Genomic DNA, 21,292 nt, shown 5'->3' with positions numbered 1-21,292 from the left:
GATGCGCACCGCCGCACGCCTCCAGCGCTACAATGCATCGCGGCTGCCCCGCGAAGAAGTCGAGCAGCTTGCCGCGCGTGAGCTTGCGGCTGAACACCAGCGTACCGCGCGCATCTGCGCCCTGCGCATGAAAAACACTCTTGGCGATATCCAGACCGATTGTGGTAACTTCCGACACGGACGCCTCCCTCAGTGGTGTTTCAACACCTCCACTTTGGCACATCGATGCCGTCGGGGGGCGTCCACCCCATCAGCTTTCCTTCCGTACACCCGTCGTCGACACCAGCGCGAGACGATCGGCTGGAGAGGGTGGAAGGCGGACATTGCGTCAGCTATCGATCCGTCTGTGAGTGACTATCCCTACCTCCTCAGTACCGCCTTCGAACGCAGTGGCGACGAGTGGCTGTACTATCGGTGGGCTTGGTCAAAGGCCGTCCCGGTGACGGCTTACGAGCGGGAGGTGTACCTTTCTGGCCACGTATGGGAGTTCAAGAGGTTGATCGCCGGACGGAGGCCGGTGGAGAAACGACGGCCATACTGGGCCACATTGAAGCGGATTTTGTGGGCGACGTGGAGCGGGCGCGATCCGGCGGAGCCGCGTGTCTGACGCTCGCCGGCTCAAATGGACGGAAAACGCCAGCAGCGTTCTGAAGTCCGCTTCGGGTCGATTCACGTCGTCCGCGATCGTCGCTGAGTCGGCACCGCCGAGCCTTGGCTCGAACTCGGATGCGGACATTGCCTGCATGGAGTACCGCGGTCCGCTGCATGCCCTTTCACCGGACGTAAGTCGCGCCACCATCTGAATGGTCGCTGCGGGTGCATGAGCTGCCGGCGGCGAGCGGCTCGGTCCAACTCGCCGTCGGCTCGATGGCGCGACTGATCAGACGTCAGTGGCCTCGGAGAGGGTAAGCGCGTCGTCCACGTCGACGCCAAGTTAGCGAACCGTGCTCTCGATCTTGGTGTGGCCGAGAAGGATCTGCACCGCGCGGAGATTGCCGGTACGCTTGTAGATCAGCGACGCCTTGGTGCGGCGGAGGGAGTGGGTACCATAGTCTCGCACGTTGAGGCCGATAGCTTCGACCCAGCCATCGACGAGGCGTGCATACTGCCTGGTGCTGATGTGCTCGCAGCTATTCACCCGGCTCGGGAACAGCGGCTGATCCGCATTGCCCCTCCGCTTCTCGAGCCAGGCATGGACGCTCTGACGGACCTCTTCGGTGATCTCGAACGAGACGGGCCGGCCGGTCTTCTGCTGGACCACGGTGGCTCGGCGCCGCACCTCGGATCCCGCCGCAACGTCGCCGATTCGGAGCTTCACGACGTCGCAGCCCCGAAGCTTACTGTCGATCGCGATATCGAAGAGGGCGCGATCGCGCGTGCGACCCTCGTGATCCAGATGGAAGCGGATAGCCCAGACCTGCTGAGCCTTCAGCGGCCGCTTGGCCCCGACGATCCTGCCGGCGTTCCAGATCGGCTTGCGCGCTTTCTCGTGCCGAGACTTTGATCCTACCATGACCATTCTCCTCGTAGGCTGCGGATTGCAGCCCACGAGAGATGGGATGTCGGCACCACGCCGGCGCCGCCTGGCTGAAGGTCCGGAATCCAGCTCAGCCAGTGGCCCGACGAACGGCAGGAATCGGCCAAAGCCAGCCGTTGAAGCCCTTGATCACCGCGCCGTCGGGACCGGGATCATCCGCGCCCGTTTCTCGCCGCAGCGCGAGCATTTCAGCCTCTTCTCCGCGGCCGGGATCGGGATCACGGCGGCGAAGGCGCGGATGAGCTCCTGGCCGGTGACGATCCTCTCGTAGGCGCAGCCGCCGCAGACGATGCGGCAGTCGGCGCGGGCGCGCGCGAAGCAGATGGTGGTCTCGAAGTTGCGATTGCCCAAGCGGCCGACTCCCGAGTTGCGATATTGACAAGGGCCAATGTTCGTGCTATGTTCCGCTTCATTGGTCAACGGTCAGAAGCCTTGCGAGCCGACGTCGCTCCGGGCCCATCCGTCCGCGACCACCGGCCCGAGGGGCCGATCCCTCCGCGCCGCGGCCGTTCGTCGAAGGCGGGGGATCGTTCGGAGACCGGAAGCCTCCCGATGCGCCGGCCCAACGACGCAGCAGGTGGACAATGGTCCGCATCGTCCAGCCATGCCGATGGCGTGCCTGCTCCCGTAGCCGAGCGGGCGTCGACGGCTCCCAGCGTCCCGCTGCGGCGCGGTGCCGCGTCGCGGCGGGAGCATCTGGCCAACCGGCAGGATGCACATTGGTCGGCTCGGCCGGCCGAAGGAGGAGAAATGGGACTCTTCGGTGGAATGGAGACGCGCTCGAAGGCGCGGCGGGCCGCGGCGGAGCGGAGCGGCGCGGCGGAGACCGCACGGCGTGCCGCTGCCGATCGCGCGGCGCAGCGGGCGGCGGCGGCGGCCGAGGCAATGCGCCTGCGCGACGCTCTGGTGCGGGCCGCGCGCGCCGCTAGACTGAGGCGGCAACCAGGAGAGCCCTCGCATGTGCAACCGCTACCGGATGACGGCCAAGCAGCAGGAGCTGGCGCTGCGCTTCGGGATCGACCCGGCGCTGATCATGCCGGAGCCGGAGCCGCTGCCGCCGCCGGAGCTGTTCCCGAAGAGGATCGGCTGGGTGGTGCGGAAGGAGGAGGGGCGCCGCGTGCTCGACACGATGACCTGGGGCTTCCCGCCGCCGGCCGCCGCACGGGCACCGGTCACCAACGTGCGCAACCTCGCCAGCCCTTTCTGGCGCTCGGCGCTGTCCCGCCCCGACCGCCGCTGCCTGGTGCCGGTGACCGACTTTTGCGAGTGGAGCGGCGAGAAGGGGGCCAAAAAGGAACATTGGTTCGGGACGATCGATCGGGCGATCTTCGCCTTCGCCGGCGTCTGGCGGCCGACCGAGACCGGCAAGGCGTTCGCGTTCCTCACCTGTGAGCCGAACCCTCTGGTCGCGCCGATCCACCCCAAGGCGATGCCGGTGATCCTGCACGAGGAGGATCACGACAAATGGCTCGAGGCGGAGACGGCCGACGCGTGCGCGCTCGCGGCGCCGTTCCCGAGCCAGATGATGCGGATGAGTTAGGCAGCAGGCCTGCGAGACTTGCGCTATTTCTGATTGCGCCTCGAGCTTCTCTCTGGCGCCGCAAACCGCTGGCTTGAAGCGGCTCTATCCTAGTGGCTTTGCCCCGGTATTCGGCACCGTCATCTCCACTGGCCGACGGATATCACGACCCAGCACTTCCTCCGCCGCGGAAATGAGGACCTCGCCGGCCTCCAGGGCAGACTCAGGTGCTCCGCAATCCGTCTCTCGCACGAGCTCGATTGCGGCCGGGCTGCGGCTTTGCACCTCCAGCAAAGTTGATGAGGAATGGGAGCATGTCTGAACAGGCCTTCGCACACTCATTTCACTCGGTCGAAGGGCAGCGGCTTTCGCGAGGACCTCAGCCCGCAGCGCTTCGAAGCGGGCCGCGGTGATCCACCCGACCTTGCGAGATGTTGGGGCCGCTCCCCCCTGCAGCGGACTGTGCACTTCCACGAGGAGTACTTGTGCCCTCTCGCCGCTTCCTGCGACCGCGAACTGGACGATGATCCGCCTTGTCCCCTGTTGCTGTGTTGAAGCGTTCGCTGCTCCGGTGGCGAACCAGATCGTGTAGCGCAGGACGTGCGGGTAGGCGGCAGTCGGGAAGAGGCCCGCGTCGCGAAGAGCCCGGCTGTCGGCCAAGAGATCCGCATGGGACCGCAAGCTGGGATTTACCACCGGTACGTCCGAGTTCGAACCGGCCAATCCGTAAAGGGCATACTCACCCTCAACAAAGGGTGAGGGAGCCGCCGGGGGGAGGGCAACGCCAAGGAGCGCTGCCAGCGGTAGGGCGCCAAGGATCATCATCACCTTTCCACCGTCAGGTTCGACTCTGGCTAGGGCCGAGTTATGAATGACGGCAACAGTCTACTAAATACATGAAATCCCATGGGCTGTTTCGATGGCCGGCCTGCCGCGCCTCGTCCTGCCCGGGCCGTCGTACCACGCCGATCGAGGCAATGCGCTGCATTCAGGAAACGGTCACCGTAATCCGCGGCGCGGGGACGCTGGCGTCTTCAGCAGCCGGGTCGCGGACCGGAAATTGATATTGTGTCCCCGATTTAGTCGGGTGCCCGATTTGGTCAGGGAGGGGTCATGATCAGGCTCCACCCAAGGCCCGCTGCCGCGCAGCCGGCGAGGACCTTCATCGCCCCGACCTTGAACCTGAACATGGCGACGATTGCGGTGACGGTGAGCGCGAGCGCGGCGAAATTGCACGTCGGGAGCATTGGGAGGTCGATCCGCATCCCCCAGCCCCGCCACGGCCGGACCTCGGCGAAGAGGGTGTGGATCGCAAACCAGATGGCGAGATTCAGGATCACGCCCACCACCGCGGCGGTGATCGCCGAAAGGGCGGCGCCCAGCGACCTGTTGCCGCGCAGCGTCTCGATGAACGGCGCGCCGAGAAAGATCCACAGGAAGCAGGGCACGAAGGTTACCCAAGTGGTGAGGATGCCGCCGAGCGTTCCGGCGACCAGCGGATCAAGGCCCGTCCCGGCGCGAAAGGCGCCCATGAAGCCGACGAACTGGGTGACCATGATCAGCGGCCCGGGCGTGGTTTCCGCCATGCCCAGGCCGTCGAGCATCTCGCCCGGGCGCAGCCAGCCGAAACCCTCCACGGCCTGCTGAGCGACGTAGGCGAGCACCGCATAGGCCCCACCGAACGTCACCACCGCCATTTGCGAGAAGAAGACAGCAATTTCGGAGAAGACGTGATCGGGGCCGAGTGCGACGAAGAGCAGGCCCACGGGGCCGAGCCACAGCAGGAGGAAGATCGCGCTCACCTTCAGCGACCAGGCAAGGCTGGGTCTTGCATGAGCGGGGACGTCTTCGCCGAGCAGGGTTTCCGAAGCCGCCACGATCCTGCCGCCTGCGCTGCCATGGGACCCGGGGGCGAACCCGGCGACGCCGGCGCGGCTGCTCGCCCAGCCGACGATGGCTGCGGCGAGGACGATCAGGGGAAAGGGGACGGCGAAGAAGAAGATGGCGACGAAGGCGGCTGCGGCGACCAGGCGGGTCGCATTGCTCTTGAGAGCCCGGCTGCCGATCCGTTTCACCGCTTCCAGGACGATCGCCAGCACCGCCGCCTTGAGCCCGAAGAACAATGCTTCGACCGCGCCGATGTCGCCGAACAGCGCGTACAGCCAGGAAAGTGCCATGATGGCGAGGAAGCCCGGCAGGACGAAGAGCCCGCCGGCGATCAGTCCACCCTTGGTGCGGTGCATCAGCCAGCCGATATAGGTGGCGAGCTGCTGCGCCTCCGGGCCGGGGAGGAGCATGCAATAGTTCAGCGCATGGAGGAACCGGTGCTCGCCGATCCAACGTTTCTCCTCGACGAGGATCCGGTGCATCACCGCGATCTGCCCGGCCGGCCCGCCGAAGCTGAGCGCCGCGATACGCGCCCAAACCCTCACCGCCTCGCCGAGAGGGACGCCGTGTTCCGTTCGGCCTCTCTCACCCGCCATGGTTCCTCTCCTCAGAATCGCGCCTGCGCGGTGATGCCGTAGGTTCGCGGATCGCCGGGTTGGCCGACGACCAATCCGGTGCTGCCGGATTGGGTGGCGAGCACCTCGTAATATTCGGCGTCCAGAACATTGCGAACCCAGCCGAAGAGATTCCATCCCCCGTCGGTACGGAAGCCGATCCGCAGGTTGGCAAGGCCATAGCCGTGAATGTCGGTGTAGGCGGAGCGCGACGGGTTGGACGAGAAGCGGCTGCGATAGCTGGCGTCGATGCCGAGATACGCCTCGCCTCTGAGGCCCAGGAAGGTCGCAGGGTGGTTGTACTCGCCGCCGTAGGAGGCCGCCCATTTCGAAATGCCGGGCAGCCATTGGCCGGAGATGTCGCAATTGGCCGGGCTGAAGCCGCCCGGGGTTCCCGGCGCGCTCGGCGGGTTGGCGGCCGAGGCGGCGGCGCCGCCGGCGAGCTCGGGCGGGCAGGGCGCATCGACGAACCTGACGTATTCGTGGTCGGTGAAGGCCCCGCTCGCATAGAGGTTCAGGCGGTCGCTCGGCCGGATCGAGAAATCCGCCTCGACGCCGCGCACCCGGACCTTGTCGGCATTGGCGAGATAGCCGCGCAGCACCCCGAGCTGGCCGTTGGTGACGGTCGCCTGATAGTCCCTGATCTCGGTCCAGAAGCCGGCGAGGTTCAGCGTCGCCCGCCGGTCGAGGAACTGGGTCTTGAGGCCGATCTCGAAATGATCGACCTTCTCGGGCTCGACCGTGCTGGCGCCGAGGATCGGATTGTTGCCGGCATCGAGCGGCAGGCCCGCCAGGTTGATCCCGCCCGACTTGAAGCTCTTCGCATAGGTCGCGTAGGCGAGCACGTCCTCGCCAGGCCTGTACGAGGCGGTGAAGTCTCCCGACAGATTCCAGTCGCTGAACACGGGCCGGTAGCTCTGCGGCGCGAGGACGCCGCGCTGATCGTTGTTGAGGGTCGTGCTGCCGGAGCCGGTGATGACGATGGCGACGTAGGCGCCGTTCTTCCTGTCGTAGTTGAGGCGGACGCCCGGCTGCAGGGTGAGCCGGTCGGTGACGTGCCAGCTCAGCTGCCCGAACGCGGCGAGGCTGGTGGTCTCCAGCCTGATGTCGTTCTCGGAGCGCAGGCCGTTCAGCGCCGCCGGGTTGCCGGCGTTGGCGCTGGACGGGTTGAGCAGCCAGCGGCTGGCGGCCGCGCCCTGCTCCTGGGCGCCGGTGGTGTGCTGCTTCTGGTGATAGGCGAAGAGGCCCGCGACATAGTCGAACCTCCCGCCGGAGCCGGCGTAGCGGAACTCCTGGGAATATTGGTTCTGCCGGGAAGGATTGGCCGAGACGGTGGTGATCGGCAGACCAGTGAAGTCGCGGTCGTTCGACGGGCCCCAGTTCCAGAAGCGCCAGGCGCTGACCGAGGTCAGGGTGCCGGGCCCCACGTCCCATTCGGCGCGCAATGCGACGCCGCCGATCTCCTGGAAGGCGTCGAGCGGGGTGTCGAGGTCGGTCAGGCGATCGAACGGATCGGTGCTCGGCGGCGCGTAGCCGAAGGCGGCGGCGAGGGCGGCGAACTGGCGGTTGAGCGGCCGCTGGGTGGCGCCGGTGCGCACGTAGATCTGGGCGCAGCATTCCGGGTTCTGGCGGTTGTAGTCGGCGGAGAGCGTCACATCGACTGTGCTCAGCGGCCGCCACAGCAGCTGCCCGCGCAGCCCGAGATTGTCCTGCTCGTTGACCCAGCGGTCGGTGGCGACGTTGTAGATCGTCCCGCGCCGGTTCGATCTGGAGGCGGCGAGCCGGACGGCGAGCACGTCATCGACCAGCGGCCCGGACACCGAGGCCTTGGCCGCGACATGATCGAAATTGCCGAGCGAGACCTCCAGCCGCGCTTCCGGCTGGAAGGTCGGCGCGCGGGTGGTGATGGCGATCGCGCCGGCCGTCGTGTTCTTGCCGTAGAGCGTGCCCTGCGGGCCGCGCAGCACCTCGATCCGCTCGACGTCGAGGAAGTCGAACGTCGCGACGGCGATGCGGCTGTAATAGACCTGGTCGATATAGATGCCGACGCCCTGCTCGATGCCGTCGTTGGTGAGGCCGAACGGCGCGCCGAGGCCGCGGATGTTGGCCGCCGAATTGCGCGGGTTGGTGGTGAAGAACTGCACCGACGGCTGGATCTGCGTGAGGCGCCCGACATTGATGCTGCCGGTCTGCTCGAGCTGCTCGCCGCCGATGACCGAGATGGCGATCGGCACGTCCTGCACCTGCTCCTCGCGCCGGCGGGCGCCGGTGACGACAATTGCGTCCTCCGTCTCCGACGCGTCCGTCGAAACCGGTTCGGCGTCTTGAGCGGCTGGAGGGGCGGGCTGCGCAGCCTCCTGCGCAGCGGCCGGGGCGGCGGCTGAAACGGCGGCAGTGGAGGCGAGCAGGATCAAGCGTGCGATCACGGGAAAGCTCCTTCGTGTGGATCGCGACGCCTCCGGCCGTCCGGTCAGCATCGATTATGAATGGGGTCGCCCTGCAAGGGCGGGGGGCTCAGGCCAGCGCCCGGTACACTCCGTAGAGGCTGGTGATGGTGAGAAGACAGCCGACGAACACCAACAGCGTCTTGCCGGGCGTCCGCTTCGCGATGAACGCGCCCAGCGGCGCGGCGGCGACCCCGCCGATCAGCAGGCCCAAAGTGGCTTCGGTGAAGGCCTCCCAGCCGAGATGCGCGATGAACGTCGCGGAAATCGTCGTCGTCAGAACGAACTCGGAGGCGCTGACGGTGCCGATCGTCTTGCGCGGCTCGTGGCCCTGGACGAGCAGGTTTCCGGTCACCACGGGGCCCCATCCGCCGCCGCCCGCGGCATCGAGGAAGCCGCCAATCAGGCCCAGCGGTTCGACGACCTTTGCCGGCTTGTGCTCTCCGGCGAGATGGAACCCCCGCCAGACGAGGTAGATGCCGATGGCGGCGAGATAGGTCATCACGATCGGACGCGCCAAAGACGCGTCGATCGTCGTCAGCACATAGGCTCCCAGGGTGCCGCCGATCATGCCCGGTATGGCGAGCCGGGCGAACAGCTTCCAGTCGACGTTCTTGTGCAGGATGTGGCTCATCCCGGACACGCCGGTGGTGAACGTCTCGACCGTGTGCACGCCGGCGGACGCCGCGGCCGGCGGAACCCCGAGGCTGAGCAACAGGGTGGACGAGATGACGCCGAACGCCATTCCCAGCGCGCCATCGACCAATTGCGCCGCGAAGCCGATTGCGATGAACGGCAGAAGGTCGATCAGGCTGAAGCCGTCCATTGCGAAACTTTCGAAGGGGCGCCGCAAGCGCCGTTAATGAGAGGACGACAGGCCGCGGGTCAACCGCCGAAGCGGCGCTTCTCGGTCACCTCGAGCTGGGTGAGGCGACCCTCGTGGATCGTGAGCGTGATCGTGCCGAAGCGAACCGAACCAGCCTTTTCGCGCACGACGCGAAGCGCTTCCTCCAGAGCCTGTAAAGGCTGCGTCCTGGTCGCGAACGTCATCTCGCTCATCGCTTCCTCCTGATCGGATAGCCCCGATTCGTGGTACAGGTATATCTCAACTGATTTGGTTGACAATAGGGCGAGCGTGCGAGGCGCCCCGGTCCGTCGTCCGGGGCGCCCCGAGGGCAGCCCACCTCGCAAGGACTGCCCAAGCTCTCGGAGCCGCCTCAGGCAAAGGCGGTCCTCAGGCCGAGCTCGGCGACCAGCAGATTGCCGTTGTGCCCGCTCAGCCGCGCCAGCAGCGGCAGGCCCTGCGCCCAGGGGCCGATCGGCGAGTCGGAATTGATGTGCCCGATCGCGCCCCCGTCGACGAAATCGCTGCCCCAGGCCGAGGCGATTTCCTGCGCGCGCGCGAAGCGGCAGAACGGATCGTTGCGGCTGGCGACGACGATGCTGGGGAAGGGCAGGCGCAGGCGGGGGAGGGGCCGGAAGTCGCGGAGGCGAATTTCGATGTCCTCGTCGTCGATGTCGGGCGGCGCGACCAGCAAGGCGCCGCAGACCTTCTCGCGGAACGCCTCGCTCCAGGAGAGCGCCGCCCACCAAGCGGCGGCGATACAGCCGAGACTGTGCGCGACCAGCACCAGCGGCCTCGGGTGCTCGCGGACGGCGCGGTCGAGACGCGGCACCCAGTCGTGCAGCCTCGGGCGCTCCCATTCTGCGAAATCGACGCGGCGGAAATGGGGAAGCCTGCTCCAGGCGCTCTGCCAGTGGCGCGGCCCCGAATCGTCGAGGCCGGGCAGGATGAGCACGCCGTGCGGCGCCGTGTCCCGGCCAATGTCGTGGTGGCGCCGCGCGCTGCCCTGATGGAGTTCCAATTGCACCTCTGCCTCCTCGCGATCTGCATTGCAGTCTGGTGTGAAGAAGCCCTCCGGTGGTCCGGTCGATGCCCGCCGATCCGCCTCTCCGTCGACGAATCGGGAGAAGCGAAGCGACAACGGCAGGAGAATAGCTAAGTGCCAAGGTTGACAATGGCCGCGCGCCAAAGCGGTTGGATTCGGAGCCGATCCGAAAATCGGCGTCGAAGCGGCCCCGCGCTTTCCTCCAGGCTGGCGCATTCGTCGGCCGTGCTCGGCGCGAGCGCGCTGGACGAACCCGCTCTGCCGCCGCTATCGGCGCTGGCGTGACCCATTTCCCGCTCCGCCTGCGTCTCGACGGTGCCGCGCTGGTCGCCAACTGGCGCTGGCTCGCCCGGCGCAGCGCGGGCGCCGCCTGCGGCGCGGCGGTGAAGGCGAACGGCTATGGGACGGGCGCCGCGCCGGTGGTCGAACGCCTGCTGGCGGCGGGCTGCCGCGATTTCTTCGTGTCCACCTGGAACGAGGCCGACGGACTGCCCGGGCTGCTGGGCGACGGGCCGGGAGGGCCCGCGCTCTCGGTGCTTCACGGCGTCCAGGAGGGCGACATGGCGCGCGCCCTGGCCTCGCCGGCGCGCCCGGTGCTGAACACCCCGCTCCAGGTCCGCCGCTGGCGCGAGGCGGCGGGCGGGCGGCCCTGCGACGTGATGCTCGACACCGGCATGAACCGCCTCGGCATCTCGGGCGAGGACGTGGCGGCGGGGCTGCTCGACGGCCTCGCCATCGAGACCGTGCTCAGCCATCTTGCCTGCGCCGACGAGGACACGGACATGAACGCGCGCCAGCGCGAGCGTTTCGCCGCGCTCTCCGCGGCGGTGCCGGCGCGCCGCCGCAGCCTCGCCAACAGCGCCGGCATCTGCCTCGGCGACGCCTATTGCTTCGATCTGACCAGGCCCGGCCTGGCGCTCTATGGCGGGATCCCGCGGCCGGAGGCGGCCGGGCAGATCCGCCCGGTGGTCGAGGTCCAGGCGCAGATCGTGCAGCGCCGCCGCGTCGAGGCGGGCGGCGCGATCGGCTATAACGCGACCTACGTCGCGGATCGCCCGATCGAGGTCGCGATTCTCAACATCGGCTATGCCGACGGCTATCTTCGCGGCTTCTCCGACCGCGGCCGCGCCCGCGCCGGGGAGGCGGTGCTTCCGGTGCTCGGGCGAGTCTCGATGGACCTGACCGCGATCGGAGTCGATGCGGCGCCGGCGCTGGCGGAGGGAGACTGGGTGACGCTCGACTACGATTTGCCGGCGGCGGCGGCGCAGTCCGGCCTCTCCCAATACGAGCTGCTGACCGGCCTCGGCGACCGGCACGAGCGCCTCTGGACCTGATCGGCATCCGGCTCGTTTGAGCCGCATGTCGACCATCGCCCATCTTTCCGACGTCCATTTCGGCCGCCACGATCCGGAGATCGTCGCCGCCGTGGAAGCCTTTCTGTTCGAGCGGCGGCCCGATCTCGTCGTGGTCAGCGGCGATTTCACGCAGCGCGCGCGAGTCGAGCAATATCGCCTGGCCGCCGCCTGGCTCGAGCGGCTCGAGCAGGCCGGCCTGCCCACGCTGGCCGTGCCGGGCAATCACGACGTCCCGCTCTACGACGTGTTCCGCCGCTTCGCCCGGCCGCTGCACCGCTACAAGCGCTACATAGACGACGATCTCTGCCCGTTCGTCGAAGCGGACGACGTCGCCGTCCTCGGTCTCAACACCGCCCGTTCGCTGACCATCAAGGACGGCAGCATCAATCGCGCGCAAATGGCGATCATCCGCGACCGCTTCGCCAGGGTCGGAGAGGGCAAGACCAAGATCCTCGTCACCCACCACCCCTTGTTCGCCATGCCGATCGGCGAGGAAGGGGCGCTGAGCAAGGTGGTGAAGCGCGACAGCGACGCGCTCGCCGCCGCGGCGGACGCCGGGGTCGACGTGCTCCTCGCAGGCCATTTCCACCGCACCTACGCCCAATCGGCGCGCGAGATGGTGGAGACGGCGGGCCCGGCGCTGGTCATCCAGGCGGGAACGGCGACCTCGACCCGGGTTCGCGGCGACGAGCTGCAGAGCTTCAACATGATCGCGCTGGCGCCTGCCAGCGTCGAGCTCCAGGTCCAGCGCTGGGACGGCAGCGCCTTCGTCGCCGGCCGGCCGACGCAATTCGCCTGCCGGGACGGAAACTGGGTCTATGCCGGGCGGCGCGAGGAAGAGGGCACCCCGGCCCCCGTGGTGGCGGCGCGCGCCGACGCGGCCGCGGAGGCATGACGCCCCCGGAGGCGAGGCCGGGCGGCGTGCCCGTCCCGACCCTGTCTTCGAGACAAAAAGAAAGGGCGGCTCCGAAGAGCCGCCCTCCCTCTTTCAGGTTCGTGCCGAAGCTTAGAACTTGAAGCGCGCGCCGGCGCGGAACTGGCGACCGAGGACGCCCGTGCCACCCTGGACGGCGTTGTAGAGATGCGCGCCGTAGGTGACCGGATCGATCGGCGGCAGGTCGTTCAGCGCGTTGAGGACGTTCACGTAGAAGGTGAGGTTGTCGCTCACCTCAACCGAACCATGGAGATCCAGCGTGAAATAGTCGTCGACACGGCACGGCGTGAAGCCGGACGAGAGACCGCAGTCCTTGTAGCCGGTGCCCTGATCGGTGGCCGACAGGTCATAGCCGCCGAACCACTGGACCGTACCCGACAGCGAGTAGGGGCCGTAATCCAGCGTGTTCTGCCAGCTGCCGTGCCACTCCGGCGTACCCGAACCGGCGGTCAGGTTGAAGTTGCCGAGGGTGCCCTCGTAACGTTCGAACGAACCGTCCGGGAAGGTGGTGCTGAGCTCGAGGATGTAGCTCGCCTCCGCGGAGGAGGTGAACCGGAAATCCCCGAAGCCGAGGCGGGCGACCGCCGCGAAATCCAGACCGCGCGAGCGGATGGTGTTCGCGTTGACCAGCTGCGACTCGATGAAGCCGATCACCGGCAGCGCGCCCGGGTTGTTCAGAGACGGAGCACCCGGAATCACGTTGTAGCCGGCCGGAATCGGGCAGGTGTTGCCGTTCACCTGCGCCAGCGTGCAGGAGTAATAGGCCTGCAGCGCCGGAGCGTTGGACGGCTGGGTGATCGCGCCCGTCTTTTTGATGTCGAAATAATCGACCGTGAAGGTGAGCTGCTTGATCGGGTTGAAGATCGCACCGATCTTCGGCGAGAAGGCGTTCTGACCGCTCGAATAAGCGTCGTAACGGCCCGATGCGTTGATCTCGAGGATGTCGAGGATCGGCGCATTGATTTCGCCGAAGGCCGCCCGATGCGTTGATCTCGAGGATGTCGAGGATCGGCGCATTGATTTCGCCGAAGGCCGAGTAGACCGTACGATCGCCCGAGGTGCCGAAGGCGTTGAGCGTGAAGTAACGCTGGGTCGGACCGTTGAAGTCCGGGTTGCCGCTCGGCGCGTCGACCGCTTCGTAGCGGATCTGGCCGCCGAAGCCGACCTGCAGCGGACCGCCGGGCAGCTCGAACAGCGAACGGCTCACCGAAGCCTGGAACGCCACGAGATCCGACGAAGCATCCGTCCGGTTGTCCGGAGAAATGTAGTTCATCGTCTGCTCGGTGTTCGCGCCCGGATTGACCAAGTTCACCGTGCCCTGAGCGATCGCAGTCAGGAAGTTGTTGATGTAGATGTAGTTGTTCTGGGTCCGGCGAAGGTCGTTGTGCATCGCCGTGAAGTCGACGCGGTAATCCCAGTCGGCGACCGTGCCGTTGATGCCCATCGCCGCACGATACACGCGGCTGCGCGTCTCGTTATAGGTCGGCTCGGAGAACGGACGGCCGATGATGCGGGCGATCTGGCCCTGCGCCGCGAACGGGTTGTTCGGGTTCAGGACGCCGTTGGTCGCATTACAGCCCGTGTTCACACCGGACGGATCCGGGGTGCCGTTCGGGCAGACGTAGACCGGCAGCGACAGCACGAACGATCCCGGCGCCAGGTTGGCGGCGGGGCCCGCCGACGTCGAGAACGGACGGAACAGGATGCCGGCGTTGGCCTGGCCGCGGATGACCGGCGGGAAGCCGGTATAGTCGACGGTCGACTGCTGGAAGTTCACCATGAAGAAGCCCTCATGGTTGTCGCCCAGGCGCGCGGTGACGCGGGCCGTGCTGCCCCAGCGCTGGATGTTCGGCGTCGCCATGGCGAAGCGGTTGGTGATGTCGACCGTGCAGACCGGGGTCACGACCGGCGCGGCGGCGTTGACGGCAAGAGCAGCCTCGGCGGGGGTCAGCTGGTAGCCCGGGCCGTATTGACAGCCCGCCGCCGGGTTGAGCAGCTCGTAGCGCCGGCCCGGAATGACGGCCGTGTTGGTCGCATTGTACGGGCGCACATAGGTGTCGTAGCCGATGAGGAAGCCGTTGAGCTGGCCGGTGTCCGGATCGCGCGAGTTGACGATGCCGTTCGGGCCGCACTCGCCGTCGAAGCAGATGCCGGTCTCGTTGTCCGTGTTGAACGGATAGGGCAGGTCGCGGTTGTAGACGCCCTTCTGGTTGAAGAAGAAGCCGCTCAGGTAGGCGTTGAAGCCCTGGTCATCGAGATCGCCGATGCCCGCGGTCAGCGACGCGCGCTGGGTCGGAGCGTTGCCGTCCTCGGAGACGCCCGCCTCGAGACGGCCGCTCACGCCGGTGATCTGGCGCTTGGTGATGATGTTGACCACGCCCGCGATCGCGTCGGCGCCGTAGGTCGACGAGGCGCCGTCGCGCAGCACTTCGACCCGGTCGACGACATCGTCGGGAATGGTGTTGAGGTCGACGAAGTTGCGCGAGCCGTCATCCGCGAGCGGATAATAAGCGGCGCGCTGGCCGTCGAAGAGGACGAGGGTGGAGTTGGTCGAGAGGCCGCGCAGCGAAACGGCGGACGCGCCGGCCGCGAACGCGCCGTTGGCGGTGAACGAGTTGGTCAGCGCCGGGCCGTTGTTCGAGGAGAGCTGCTGGATCGCCTCCTGAACGGTGTTGTTGCCGCGCTGGTCCATCGCTTCCGCGGTGACGACCGTGATCGGCGAAACGGTCGCCGAGGTGGTGCTGCGGAACAGCGTACCGGTGACGACGATCTCTTCTTCGCCGGCCTCATTGGTGTTTACGACGGGGGCCGGAGCCTGCTCGTCGTCGACTGCCTGCCCCTCGGGCGAGGAGCTCTGCGTTCCCGGGAGGTTCGAGGCATCTTGCGCCATCGCAGGCGCAAAGCCCGCGGCGGCCAAGGTAATAAAGGCAGCCGAGCGCATGGCGCTACTGCCCAGGAGTCCGAACTTTCTCACGTGTCATCCCCTTATGATTGGCTGCGGTGCGCGCAGCTGAGAGAGGAAAAAGACCAAGCGGGAGAGCGGCGCAAGGGACTTGCCGCCCGTGGCGGAGATTGTTTGCAATTGTGTCGCTTGCGCAACACTGCTCTCGGCAGGAGGTCGCCCGGCTTTTCTGCCCCCCATTCGGGCGTTCACGCCGACCGTCCGGCTAGAATGATTGCATAAAGAGACTTATTTTGCGCTGCAGCAGTGTTTCTCGCGCCCTGGTCTGGCGCGCGCCGCGGCGCCTGACACGAATGTCAGTAAAACCGGTCGCCCGGTGCGCGCACGACATCGCTTCCGCGGGGCATCGGCCCGAATGACGAACCCGCAGGCGCACCGCGCAAAAAAAAGGGGGCGCCGGGAAGGCGCCCCCAGGGATGCACGTGATCTGGCGCTTAGAAGTCGATCTGCGCGCCCGCGTAGAAGAACCGTCCCGTGACCGGGAAGATGCCGCTGCCGCCACCGGTGCCGGTGAGGTCGTACGGCGGCTTGCGGTTCAACACATTGTCGATGCCGGCGTAGAAGCTGAACTTCTCGGTCGGCTCGAACCCGAAGCGCAGGGCGTGGTAGACCACGTCCGGATACTTGCGGAACGGATAGGCATCCGGATTGGTCGGAGCGCGGCCCTGGTGCGAATGCTGGACCTCCCAGTCGGTGACCGACTGCGCGCCGACGTAGTTCAGGCGATAGCCGATATCGAAGGTTCCGAAATCGACGTTGGCGGTGAACGTGCCGGCCCAGATCGGATCGCCGAGCACGCCGTGCAGGCGGGTCGAACGCTCCGGATCGGTGATGAAGCTGAAGTTCTCGCGATTGAGGTTGTAGGTCGCGATACCCCGCAGATTCACCTCGATGCCGTCGTTCAGCTTCTTGCGGTAGGCCGCGTCGAAATCGATGCCCTCCGCCTTGTAGGAGGCGAAGTTGAACGGCTGGTTGAGGAACGCCGGACCGAGCTTCGCGAAGTTCAGCGTCGGCACGCCCGGAGCCGGGGTGCGGTTCGTCTGACCATCGAAGGTGAAGTCGATCAGCGGGTTCGGATCCCGGCGGCGGAACACGGCGTCGCAGAACGGATTGTCGGTGCTGACGGGGTCGTCATAGCAGCGATTGACGATCTGCTGGCCGGTGAGGCCGGAGATCACGTTCTGGATCTTGATGTTGTAATAATCGACCGTGAACGAGAAGCCCGGGATGAAGCGCGGCTGGAGGACCGCGCCGACCGTGAGGCTCTTGCTGACTTCCGGGACCAGCTGCGCGTTGCCCTGGTTGAAGTAGCTCACGCCCGACGAAGGCGTGTTCACCCAGGGAATCGTCTGACCGTCGACCACCATGGTCGTCGGAATGCCGGCCTCCGCGCAGTTGCGGACACGGTTCGGGTTGTCGTTGATCGCCGTCTGGCTGCACGGATCGATCAGGCCGTTGGCGAAGTTCTCCGACTGGGGCGCGTACAGGTTGCCGAGGTTCGGAGCGCGCACCGAGCGGCCGTAGGCCGCGCGGACGCGGAGGTCCGAGATCGGGGCCCAGGTGCCGCCGAAATTGTACGCCCAGACGCCGCCGATGTTGCCGCTGTAATCGGAGTAACGGGCAGCGCCTTCGACGGTCAGCTCGTGGAAGAACGGCATGTCCCTGAGGATCGGCACGCGAAGCTCGCCGAACACTTCCTTGACCTCGACCGACGGCGGATCGAACGGCGCCGACGCGTTGAGGAAGGTCGCGCCGGTGGCCGTGTAATCGTCATAGGCCGAATAGGCGTCTTCCTTGCGGTACTCGGCACCGAGCGCGAAGCCGATCGCGCCGCCGGGCAGCTCGAACAGGTTTTCGGTGTCGCCCGAGAGATAGGCGACCGCGTTCTTCTGCTCGGCCCATTCGTTGCGGAACGAGGTGTAGAGAACGTAGTCGATCGCCGCCTGCGACGGTGCCCCGTAGCCGAACACGTTCAGCGGTGCGCAGCTCGGATCGTCGTTGGTCGTGCTCGCATCCGCGTTCACCCGGCAGACGATCTGGCCGGACGAGTTGCGGACCGCGTCGAGCGCACGGTTGAACTTCGCGACATCGACGTTTCCGCCGGTCTCGTAATAGGTTTCCGTGCGGCCGTAGTTCAGCGACACTTCGTACCGCAGGTTCGCGGTGTCGGTGAGCTTGCCGCTCGCGCCGGTCACGATCCGGAACGTCTCGCGCTTGTGGTCCTCGGCGCGGGTGCCGATGTCGTTGTTGAAGCGCTGCATCTGGAAGGTGCTGGCGCCGCCGGTGATCACGTTCAGCGTCGCCCGGGCCTGAGCGGTCAGGAACGGGTTGCTGGTCGAGAAGATCGGGTTCAGCGCCGAGGCGATGAACGTCGGCTGGGTCGACGTCTGGTTGGCGTCGACACGGACGTACTTCGCCTCGACGAACGGTTGGAAGCCCTCGCCGAAATCCCCGTTGAGCAGCAGGTTGGCGCTGTAGCGCTCAAGGCCCGGGAGCAGCATCGCGCCCTCGAGACCGGACGCGCCGAGGCCGAACAGGGCCGAGCCGCCGGCGGCGCGGTTGTCGACCAGGCCGTTGGCCGGGTTGTTCGGGATCAGGTTGCCGTTCGGATCGAACGCGTAGTTGTACGACAGGCGGCCGCCCGACGTGGGCGAGAGCTCGCCGGTGCAGACCGCGTCGCGGCGGGCCTGGTTGGTCGCCGTCGCTGCCGGGCAGGAGGTGAGCACCATGCCGCCGGTCGACACCGTGTTGAAGGTGAGTCCCGACGAGATGAAGCGGGTGTTCGGCACGCCGTTGTTGTTGCGGTTCGGCACCGCGACCGGAACGCCGTTGACCAGGCGGAAGGTCGGCTCGACGGTCTCGAAGCCGGCCGGGCCGACGCCCGTCGCCGCCCCGAGATAGGCGCGGTCCGAGAAATAGACGGCATTGGTCTTGGCATATTCGCCGGCGACCGCGACGTTCAGCCGGTCATCGAAGAAGTTCTTGCCGGCGATTCCGCTGATGAAATAGGTGCCGCGGTCGCCATAGCTGGACGTGCCGCCCTGGCCACGAAGGCTGAGGCCCTCGTAATTGCGCTTCAGGACGAAGTTGACGACGCCGGCGACGGCGTCCGAGCCGTAGACGGCGGAGTTCGCGCCGGTGACGACGTCGACCCGCTCGACCAGATCGGTCGGGATGGTGTTGGTATCGACCTCGTAGCTGCCGGGCGTCGAGCTGACGTGGCGGCGGCCGTTGACGAGGACCAGCGTGCGCTCGGTGCCGAGCCCGCGCAGGTCGAGCAGGTTCAGGCCGGCGGTGCCGATGAAGCGGGTGGAGTTCGACTGGCTATAGGTCGAACGCAGCGACGGAAGCTCGTTCAGCGCGTCGCCGAGCGAGACGTCGCCACGCTGGGTGAGCTCTTCGGCGCCGACCGAGGTGATCGGCACGGTCGAATCGAGGTTCGGCCGGTTGATGCGGGAACCGGTGACGACGATCTGGTCGTTGCTGGCCTGATCAATGGCCTGGCCGGATTCGAGCTCGACCTCGTTCTGGGCGAGAACGGCAGGGCTGTCGCTATCGGCAACCGTCTCCTGGGTGTTCTGGGCGAAAGCAGGCGCGGCAACGGCCAAGGACATGGTCACAAGAGCCGCAGAGCCGAGGGCGCTGCTGCCCATCAAACTGAACTTTCTCATTATGGTTGTTCATCCCTTCTGACGCAGGCCGGATACAGATCGGCCGCGAGCAGCGGGAAGAGACGAAAGGCAAAGCGGGTTCAACCCGAAGGGAGAGAGGTTACCCGATTTTGCGGGTATGATGTATCCCGTTTACAACAATTGCTGTCCAAGCCGGCCGGAAAACCCCGGGCAGCTACCGTAAATCTACCGTAGTTACGGATCCGGATCTGCCGTGGCGACCCGGCAACATCGGTCAAGTTCGCTCGACGCAGACCGCGATTCCCATGCCTCCGCCGATGCAGAGGGTGGCGAGTCCCTTCTTCGCGTCGCGGCGCTCCATCTCGTAGAGGAGGGTGGTCAGCACCCGCGCCCCCGAGGCGCCGATCGGATGGCCGATGGCGATCGCCCCGCCGTTGACGTTCACCTTTTCGGGATCCCAGCCGAGCTCCTTGCCGACGGCGATCGCCTGGGCTGCGAACGCCTCGTTTGCCTCGATGAGGTCGAGATCGGCGATCGACCAGCCCGCTTTCTCGAGCGCGCGCTGGCTCGCCGGCACGGGGCCGATGCCCATGATCGACGGATCGACGCCCGCCGACGCCCAGCTGGCGATCCGCGCCAGCACCGGCGCGCCCCGCCGCTCGGCTTCCTCGCGGCTCATCACCACCAAAGCGGCGGCGCCGTCGTTGAGGCCGGACGCGTTGCCGGCCGTCACCGTGCCGTCCTTGCGGAAGGCGGGACGCAGGCCGGCGAGCCCCGCCTGCTCGACGCCGTCGCGGATATATTCGTCGCGGTCGACCACGGTCTCGCCCTTGCGGGTCTTGAGCGTCACCGGCGCGATCTCGTCGGCGAACCGGCCGGAGGCGCGGGCCGCGCTCGCCTTGTTCTGCGAGGCGGTGGCGAACGCATCCTGATCGTCGCGGGTGATCTGGTATTTCTCGGCCAGATTCTCGGCGGTGATGCCCATGTGATAACCGTTGAACGCGTCGGTGAGCCCGTCCTTGATCATCGTGTCGACCAGCTCGAGCCCGCCCATCTTGGTGCCGGCGCGGAGCGCCTGCGCGTGGGTCGAGAGGCTCATGCTCTCCTGGCCGCCGGCGACGACGATCCGCGCGTCGCCTGTCTGGATCGCCTGGCTGGCGAGGGCGACGGCGCGAAGGCCGGAACCGCACACCTGGTTCACGCCCCAGGCCGGAACCTCCTTCGGCACGCCTGCCGCCATCGAGGCCTGGCGGGCCGGGTTCTGTCCCTGGGCGGCGGTCAGCACCTGACCGAGAATCACTTCCGAGACCTCGTCCGGCGCGACGCCGGACTGCTCCAGCGCCGCGGCGATGGCGGTGCGGCCGAGCTCATGCGCCGGCGTGCTCGCGAACGCCCCGAGGAAGGCGCCGACGGGCGTGCGCTTGGCGGCGGTGATGACGACGTCGGTCATGGGATGGCTCCTCTTGGCGGGGCTGGCAATGCGGGACGTTCTTGCCACTAGCACCTTGGTCAGGTGCGGAAAAGCCAATCGGAAAGCGGCTGCCAGAGCTGCGCCCGCCCCCGCGCCCCGACCACCATGCCGACATGGCCGAGCGGGATCTCGAGCCGCTCTCCGCAGGCGGCGACGCTCGCAGCCGGCACGATCCGGTCGGTCGTCGAGACGATGTTGAGGAAGGGGCAGGATAGCGCCGCCGGATCGACGGGGCGGCCGGCGACGTCCCAGCGGCCGGAACCGGGGCGGTCCTCGGCGAAAAAGCTCTCGAACAGCTCGCGGGCGGCCGCTTCCCCGATCGGCGGTCCGTCGTTCGCCCAATCCTCGAGCAGGACGAAGCCGTGCGCTTCGGGGCTGGCCGGGTCCAGCGTCGCGAAGCGCTCGAACTTGGCGATGGTGCGGGCGGGGTCGAGGCTCCAGAACGCGCTCTGCAGCATCTCCATCGGAAAGGCGCCCAATCGCTCCGCCAGCGGCTTTCCCTGCGTCCAGAGCGATGCGAGCAGCGCCCGGGCCGGTGCGGGATAAGCAGCGAAGTGCCACGGCGCGGCGATCGTCGCCACGTTGCGGACCTTGCCGCGCGCTGCCGCCGCGAGCGCCATCGTTCCGCCGAGGCAATAGCCGACCAGCGCCGGCGGGCTCTCGAGCGTTTCGATCAGCGGCAGCAGGATCTGCTCGACGTGGCCCGCGACCGAGAGGTTGCGGCGGGTCTCGACGTCCCAGCCCCAGTCGAGCAGCAGCGGCCGGTGCCCGCGCGCGGCCAGCCAGTTCAGCAGCGACGTCTCCGCGCCGAGATCGAGGATGTTGGGCGGGTTGATCAGCGACGGCACGAACAGCACCGCTGCGCCGTCGTCACCGCTCCCGGGCGGCTCGCCGTACGCGCGCAGGGTCGCGCCGCAGAGCGAGGCGATCGCCGGCTTCGGCGCCGGAAGCGGTGGGCGCCTTGCCTCCTGGTAGCGCCGCAGACCCTCCAAAGCGCGCGCTGCCCGCGCCGGTTCTTGTGCGGTTTCGCTGCGCAGCATGGCCAGGA

14 protein-coding genes and 3 pseudogenes are annotated in these 21,292 nt (G+C 67.3%); 3 read left to right on the top strand and 14 right to left on the bottom strand.

All coding sequences use genetic code 11. The annotated features are described in order from the left end of the window. The 3 genes and pseudogenes from E2493_RS22290 to E2493_RS13580 all read right to left on the bottom strand — a co-directional run. Positions 1-178: pseudogene (locus E2493_RS22290) on the bottom strand (IS110 family transposase); the annotation flags it as partial. A gap of 756 nt (positions 179-934) precedes the next feature. Next, on the bottom strand, positions 935-1,513 hold the full coding sequence (locus E2493_RS13585; protein WP_135087678.1) for a tyrosine-type recombinase/integrase: 579 nt from the start codon (positions 1,511-1,513) through the stop codon (positions 935-937). 153 nt (positions 1,514-1,666) lie between these two features. Next, complete coding sequence (locus tag E2493_RS13580) at positions 1,667-1,888, bottom strand: hypothetical protein (protein WP_135087676.1); 222 nt, start codon at positions 1,886-1,888, stop codon at positions 1,667-1,669. Between the two features lie 607 nt (positions 1,889-2,495). Between E2493_RS13580 and E2493_RS13575 the strand changes: the two genes are divergently transcribed. Continuing rightward, positions 2,496-3,077 (top strand): SOS response-associated peptidase, encoded by a 582-nt coding sequence (locus tag E2493_RS13575; protein WP_135087674.1) that lies wholly within the window; start codon positions 2,496-2,498, stop codon positions 3,075-3,077. A 1,079-nt stretch (positions 3,078-4,156) separates the two neighbouring features. Here the strand turns inward: E2493_RS13575 and chrA are convergent. The 5 genes from chrA to E2493_RS13550 form a co-directional block, all read right to left on the bottom strand. Further along, positions 4,157-5,539, bottom strand: coding sequence for a chromate efflux transporter (gene chrA, locus E2493_RS13570; protein ID WP_135087672.1), 1,383 nt, complete (start codon positions 5,537-5,539; stop codon positions 4,157-4,159). Positions 5,540-5,550: 11 nt separating this feature from the next. After that, on the bottom strand, positions 5,551-8,034 hold the full coding sequence (locus E2493_RS13565) for a TonB-dependent receptor (RefSeq protein ID WP_135087667.1): 2,484 nt from the start codon (positions 8,032-8,034) through the stop codon (positions 5,551-5,553). A 37-nt stretch (positions 8,035-8,071) separates the two neighbouring features. Next, on the bottom strand, positions 8,072-8,827 hold the full coding sequence (locus E2493_RS13560) for a sulfite exporter TauE/SafE family protein (RefSeq protein WP_135087665.1): 756 nt from the start codon (positions 8,825-8,827) through the stop codon (positions 8,072-8,074). A 59-nt stretch (positions 8,828-8,886) separates the two neighbouring features. After that, positions 8,887-9,060 (bottom strand): YezD family protein, encoded by a 174-nt coding sequence (locus tag E2493_RS13555; protein WP_135087663.1) that lies wholly within the window; start codon positions 9,058-9,060, stop codon positions 8,887-8,889. A 158-nt stretch (positions 9,061-9,218) separates the two neighbouring features. After that, entirely contained in the window at positions 9,219-9,872 is a 654-nt protein-coding gene (locus E2493_RS13550) for an RBBP9/YdeN family alpha/beta hydrolase (RefSeq protein ID WP_225421466.1), read from the bottom strand. A gap of 299 nt (positions 9,873-10,171) precedes the next feature. On the opposite strand from E2493_RS13550, the gene E2493_RS13545 reads away from it, so the two are divergent. Further along, on the top strand, positions 10,172-11,224 hold the full coding sequence (locus E2493_RS13545) for an alanine racemase (protein ID WP_135087659.1): 1,053 nt from the start codon (positions 10,172-10,174) through the stop codon (positions 11,222-11,224). Between the two features lie 25 nt (positions 11,225-11,249). Beyond that, on the top strand, positions 11,250-12,140 hold the full coding sequence (locus E2493_RS13540; RefSeq protein WP_135087657.1) for a metallophosphoesterase family protein: 891 nt from the start codon (positions 11,250-11,252) through the stop codon (positions 12,138-12,140). A gap of 111 nt (positions 12,141-12,251) precedes the next feature. Here E2493_RS13540 and E2493_RS22255 read toward each other — a convergent pair whose 3' ends face one another. The 6 genes and pseudogenes from E2493_RS22255 to E2493_RS13520 all read right to left on the bottom strand — a co-directional run bounded on the left by E2493_RS22255 (position 12,252) and on the right by E2493_RS13520 (position 21,284). Beyond that, complete coding sequence (locus tag E2493_RS22255) at positions 12,252-12,413, bottom strand: hypothetical protein (protein WP_404828322.1); 162 nt, start codon at positions 12,411-12,413, stop codon at positions 12,252-12,254. Positions 12,414-12,434: 21 nt separating this feature from the next. Next, positions 12,435-13,196, bottom strand: a pseudogene (locus E2493_RS21870) (TonB-dependent receptor domain-containing protein); the annotation flags it as partial. 1,417 nt (positions 13,197-14,613) lie between these two features. Beyond that, positions 14,614-14,871 (bottom strand): annotated as a pseudogene (locus E2493_RS22100) (Plug domain-containing protein); the annotation flags it as partial. Positions 14,872-15,575: 704 nt separating this feature from the next. Then, complete coding sequence (locus E2493_RS13530) at positions 15,576-18,755, bottom strand: TonB-dependent receptor domain-containing protein (protein ID WP_225421469.1); 3,180 nt, start codon at positions 18,753-18,755, stop codon at positions 15,576-15,578. Positions 18,756-19,047: 292 nt separating this feature from the next. Continuing rightward, positions 19,048-20,223 carry an acetyl-CoA C-acetyltransferase gene (locus E2493_RS13525; RefSeq protein ID WP_135087653.1) on the bottom strand — a complete coding sequence of 392 codons (1,176 nt, stop codon included), beginning with the start codon at positions 20,221-20,223 and terminating at the stop codon, positions 19,048-19,050. 59 nt (positions 20,224-20,282) lie between these two features. Then, positions 20,283-21,284 carry an alpha/beta hydrolase gene (locus E2493_RS13520; protein WP_191993001.1) on the bottom strand — a complete coding sequence of 334 codons (1,002 nt, stop codon included), beginning with the start codon at positions 21,282-21,284 and terminating at the stop codon, positions 20,283-20,285. Positions 21,285-21,292: the final 8 nt, after the last annotated feature.

Source organism: Sphingomonas parva (ex Maeng et al. 2020), from assembly GCF_004564275.1.
Lineage (GTDB): Bacteria > Pseudomonadota > Alphaproteobacteria > Sphingomonadales > Sphingomonadaceae > Allosphingosinicella > Allosphingosinicella parva.
This window is presented reverse-complemented; position numbering and strand designations above follow the sequence as displayed.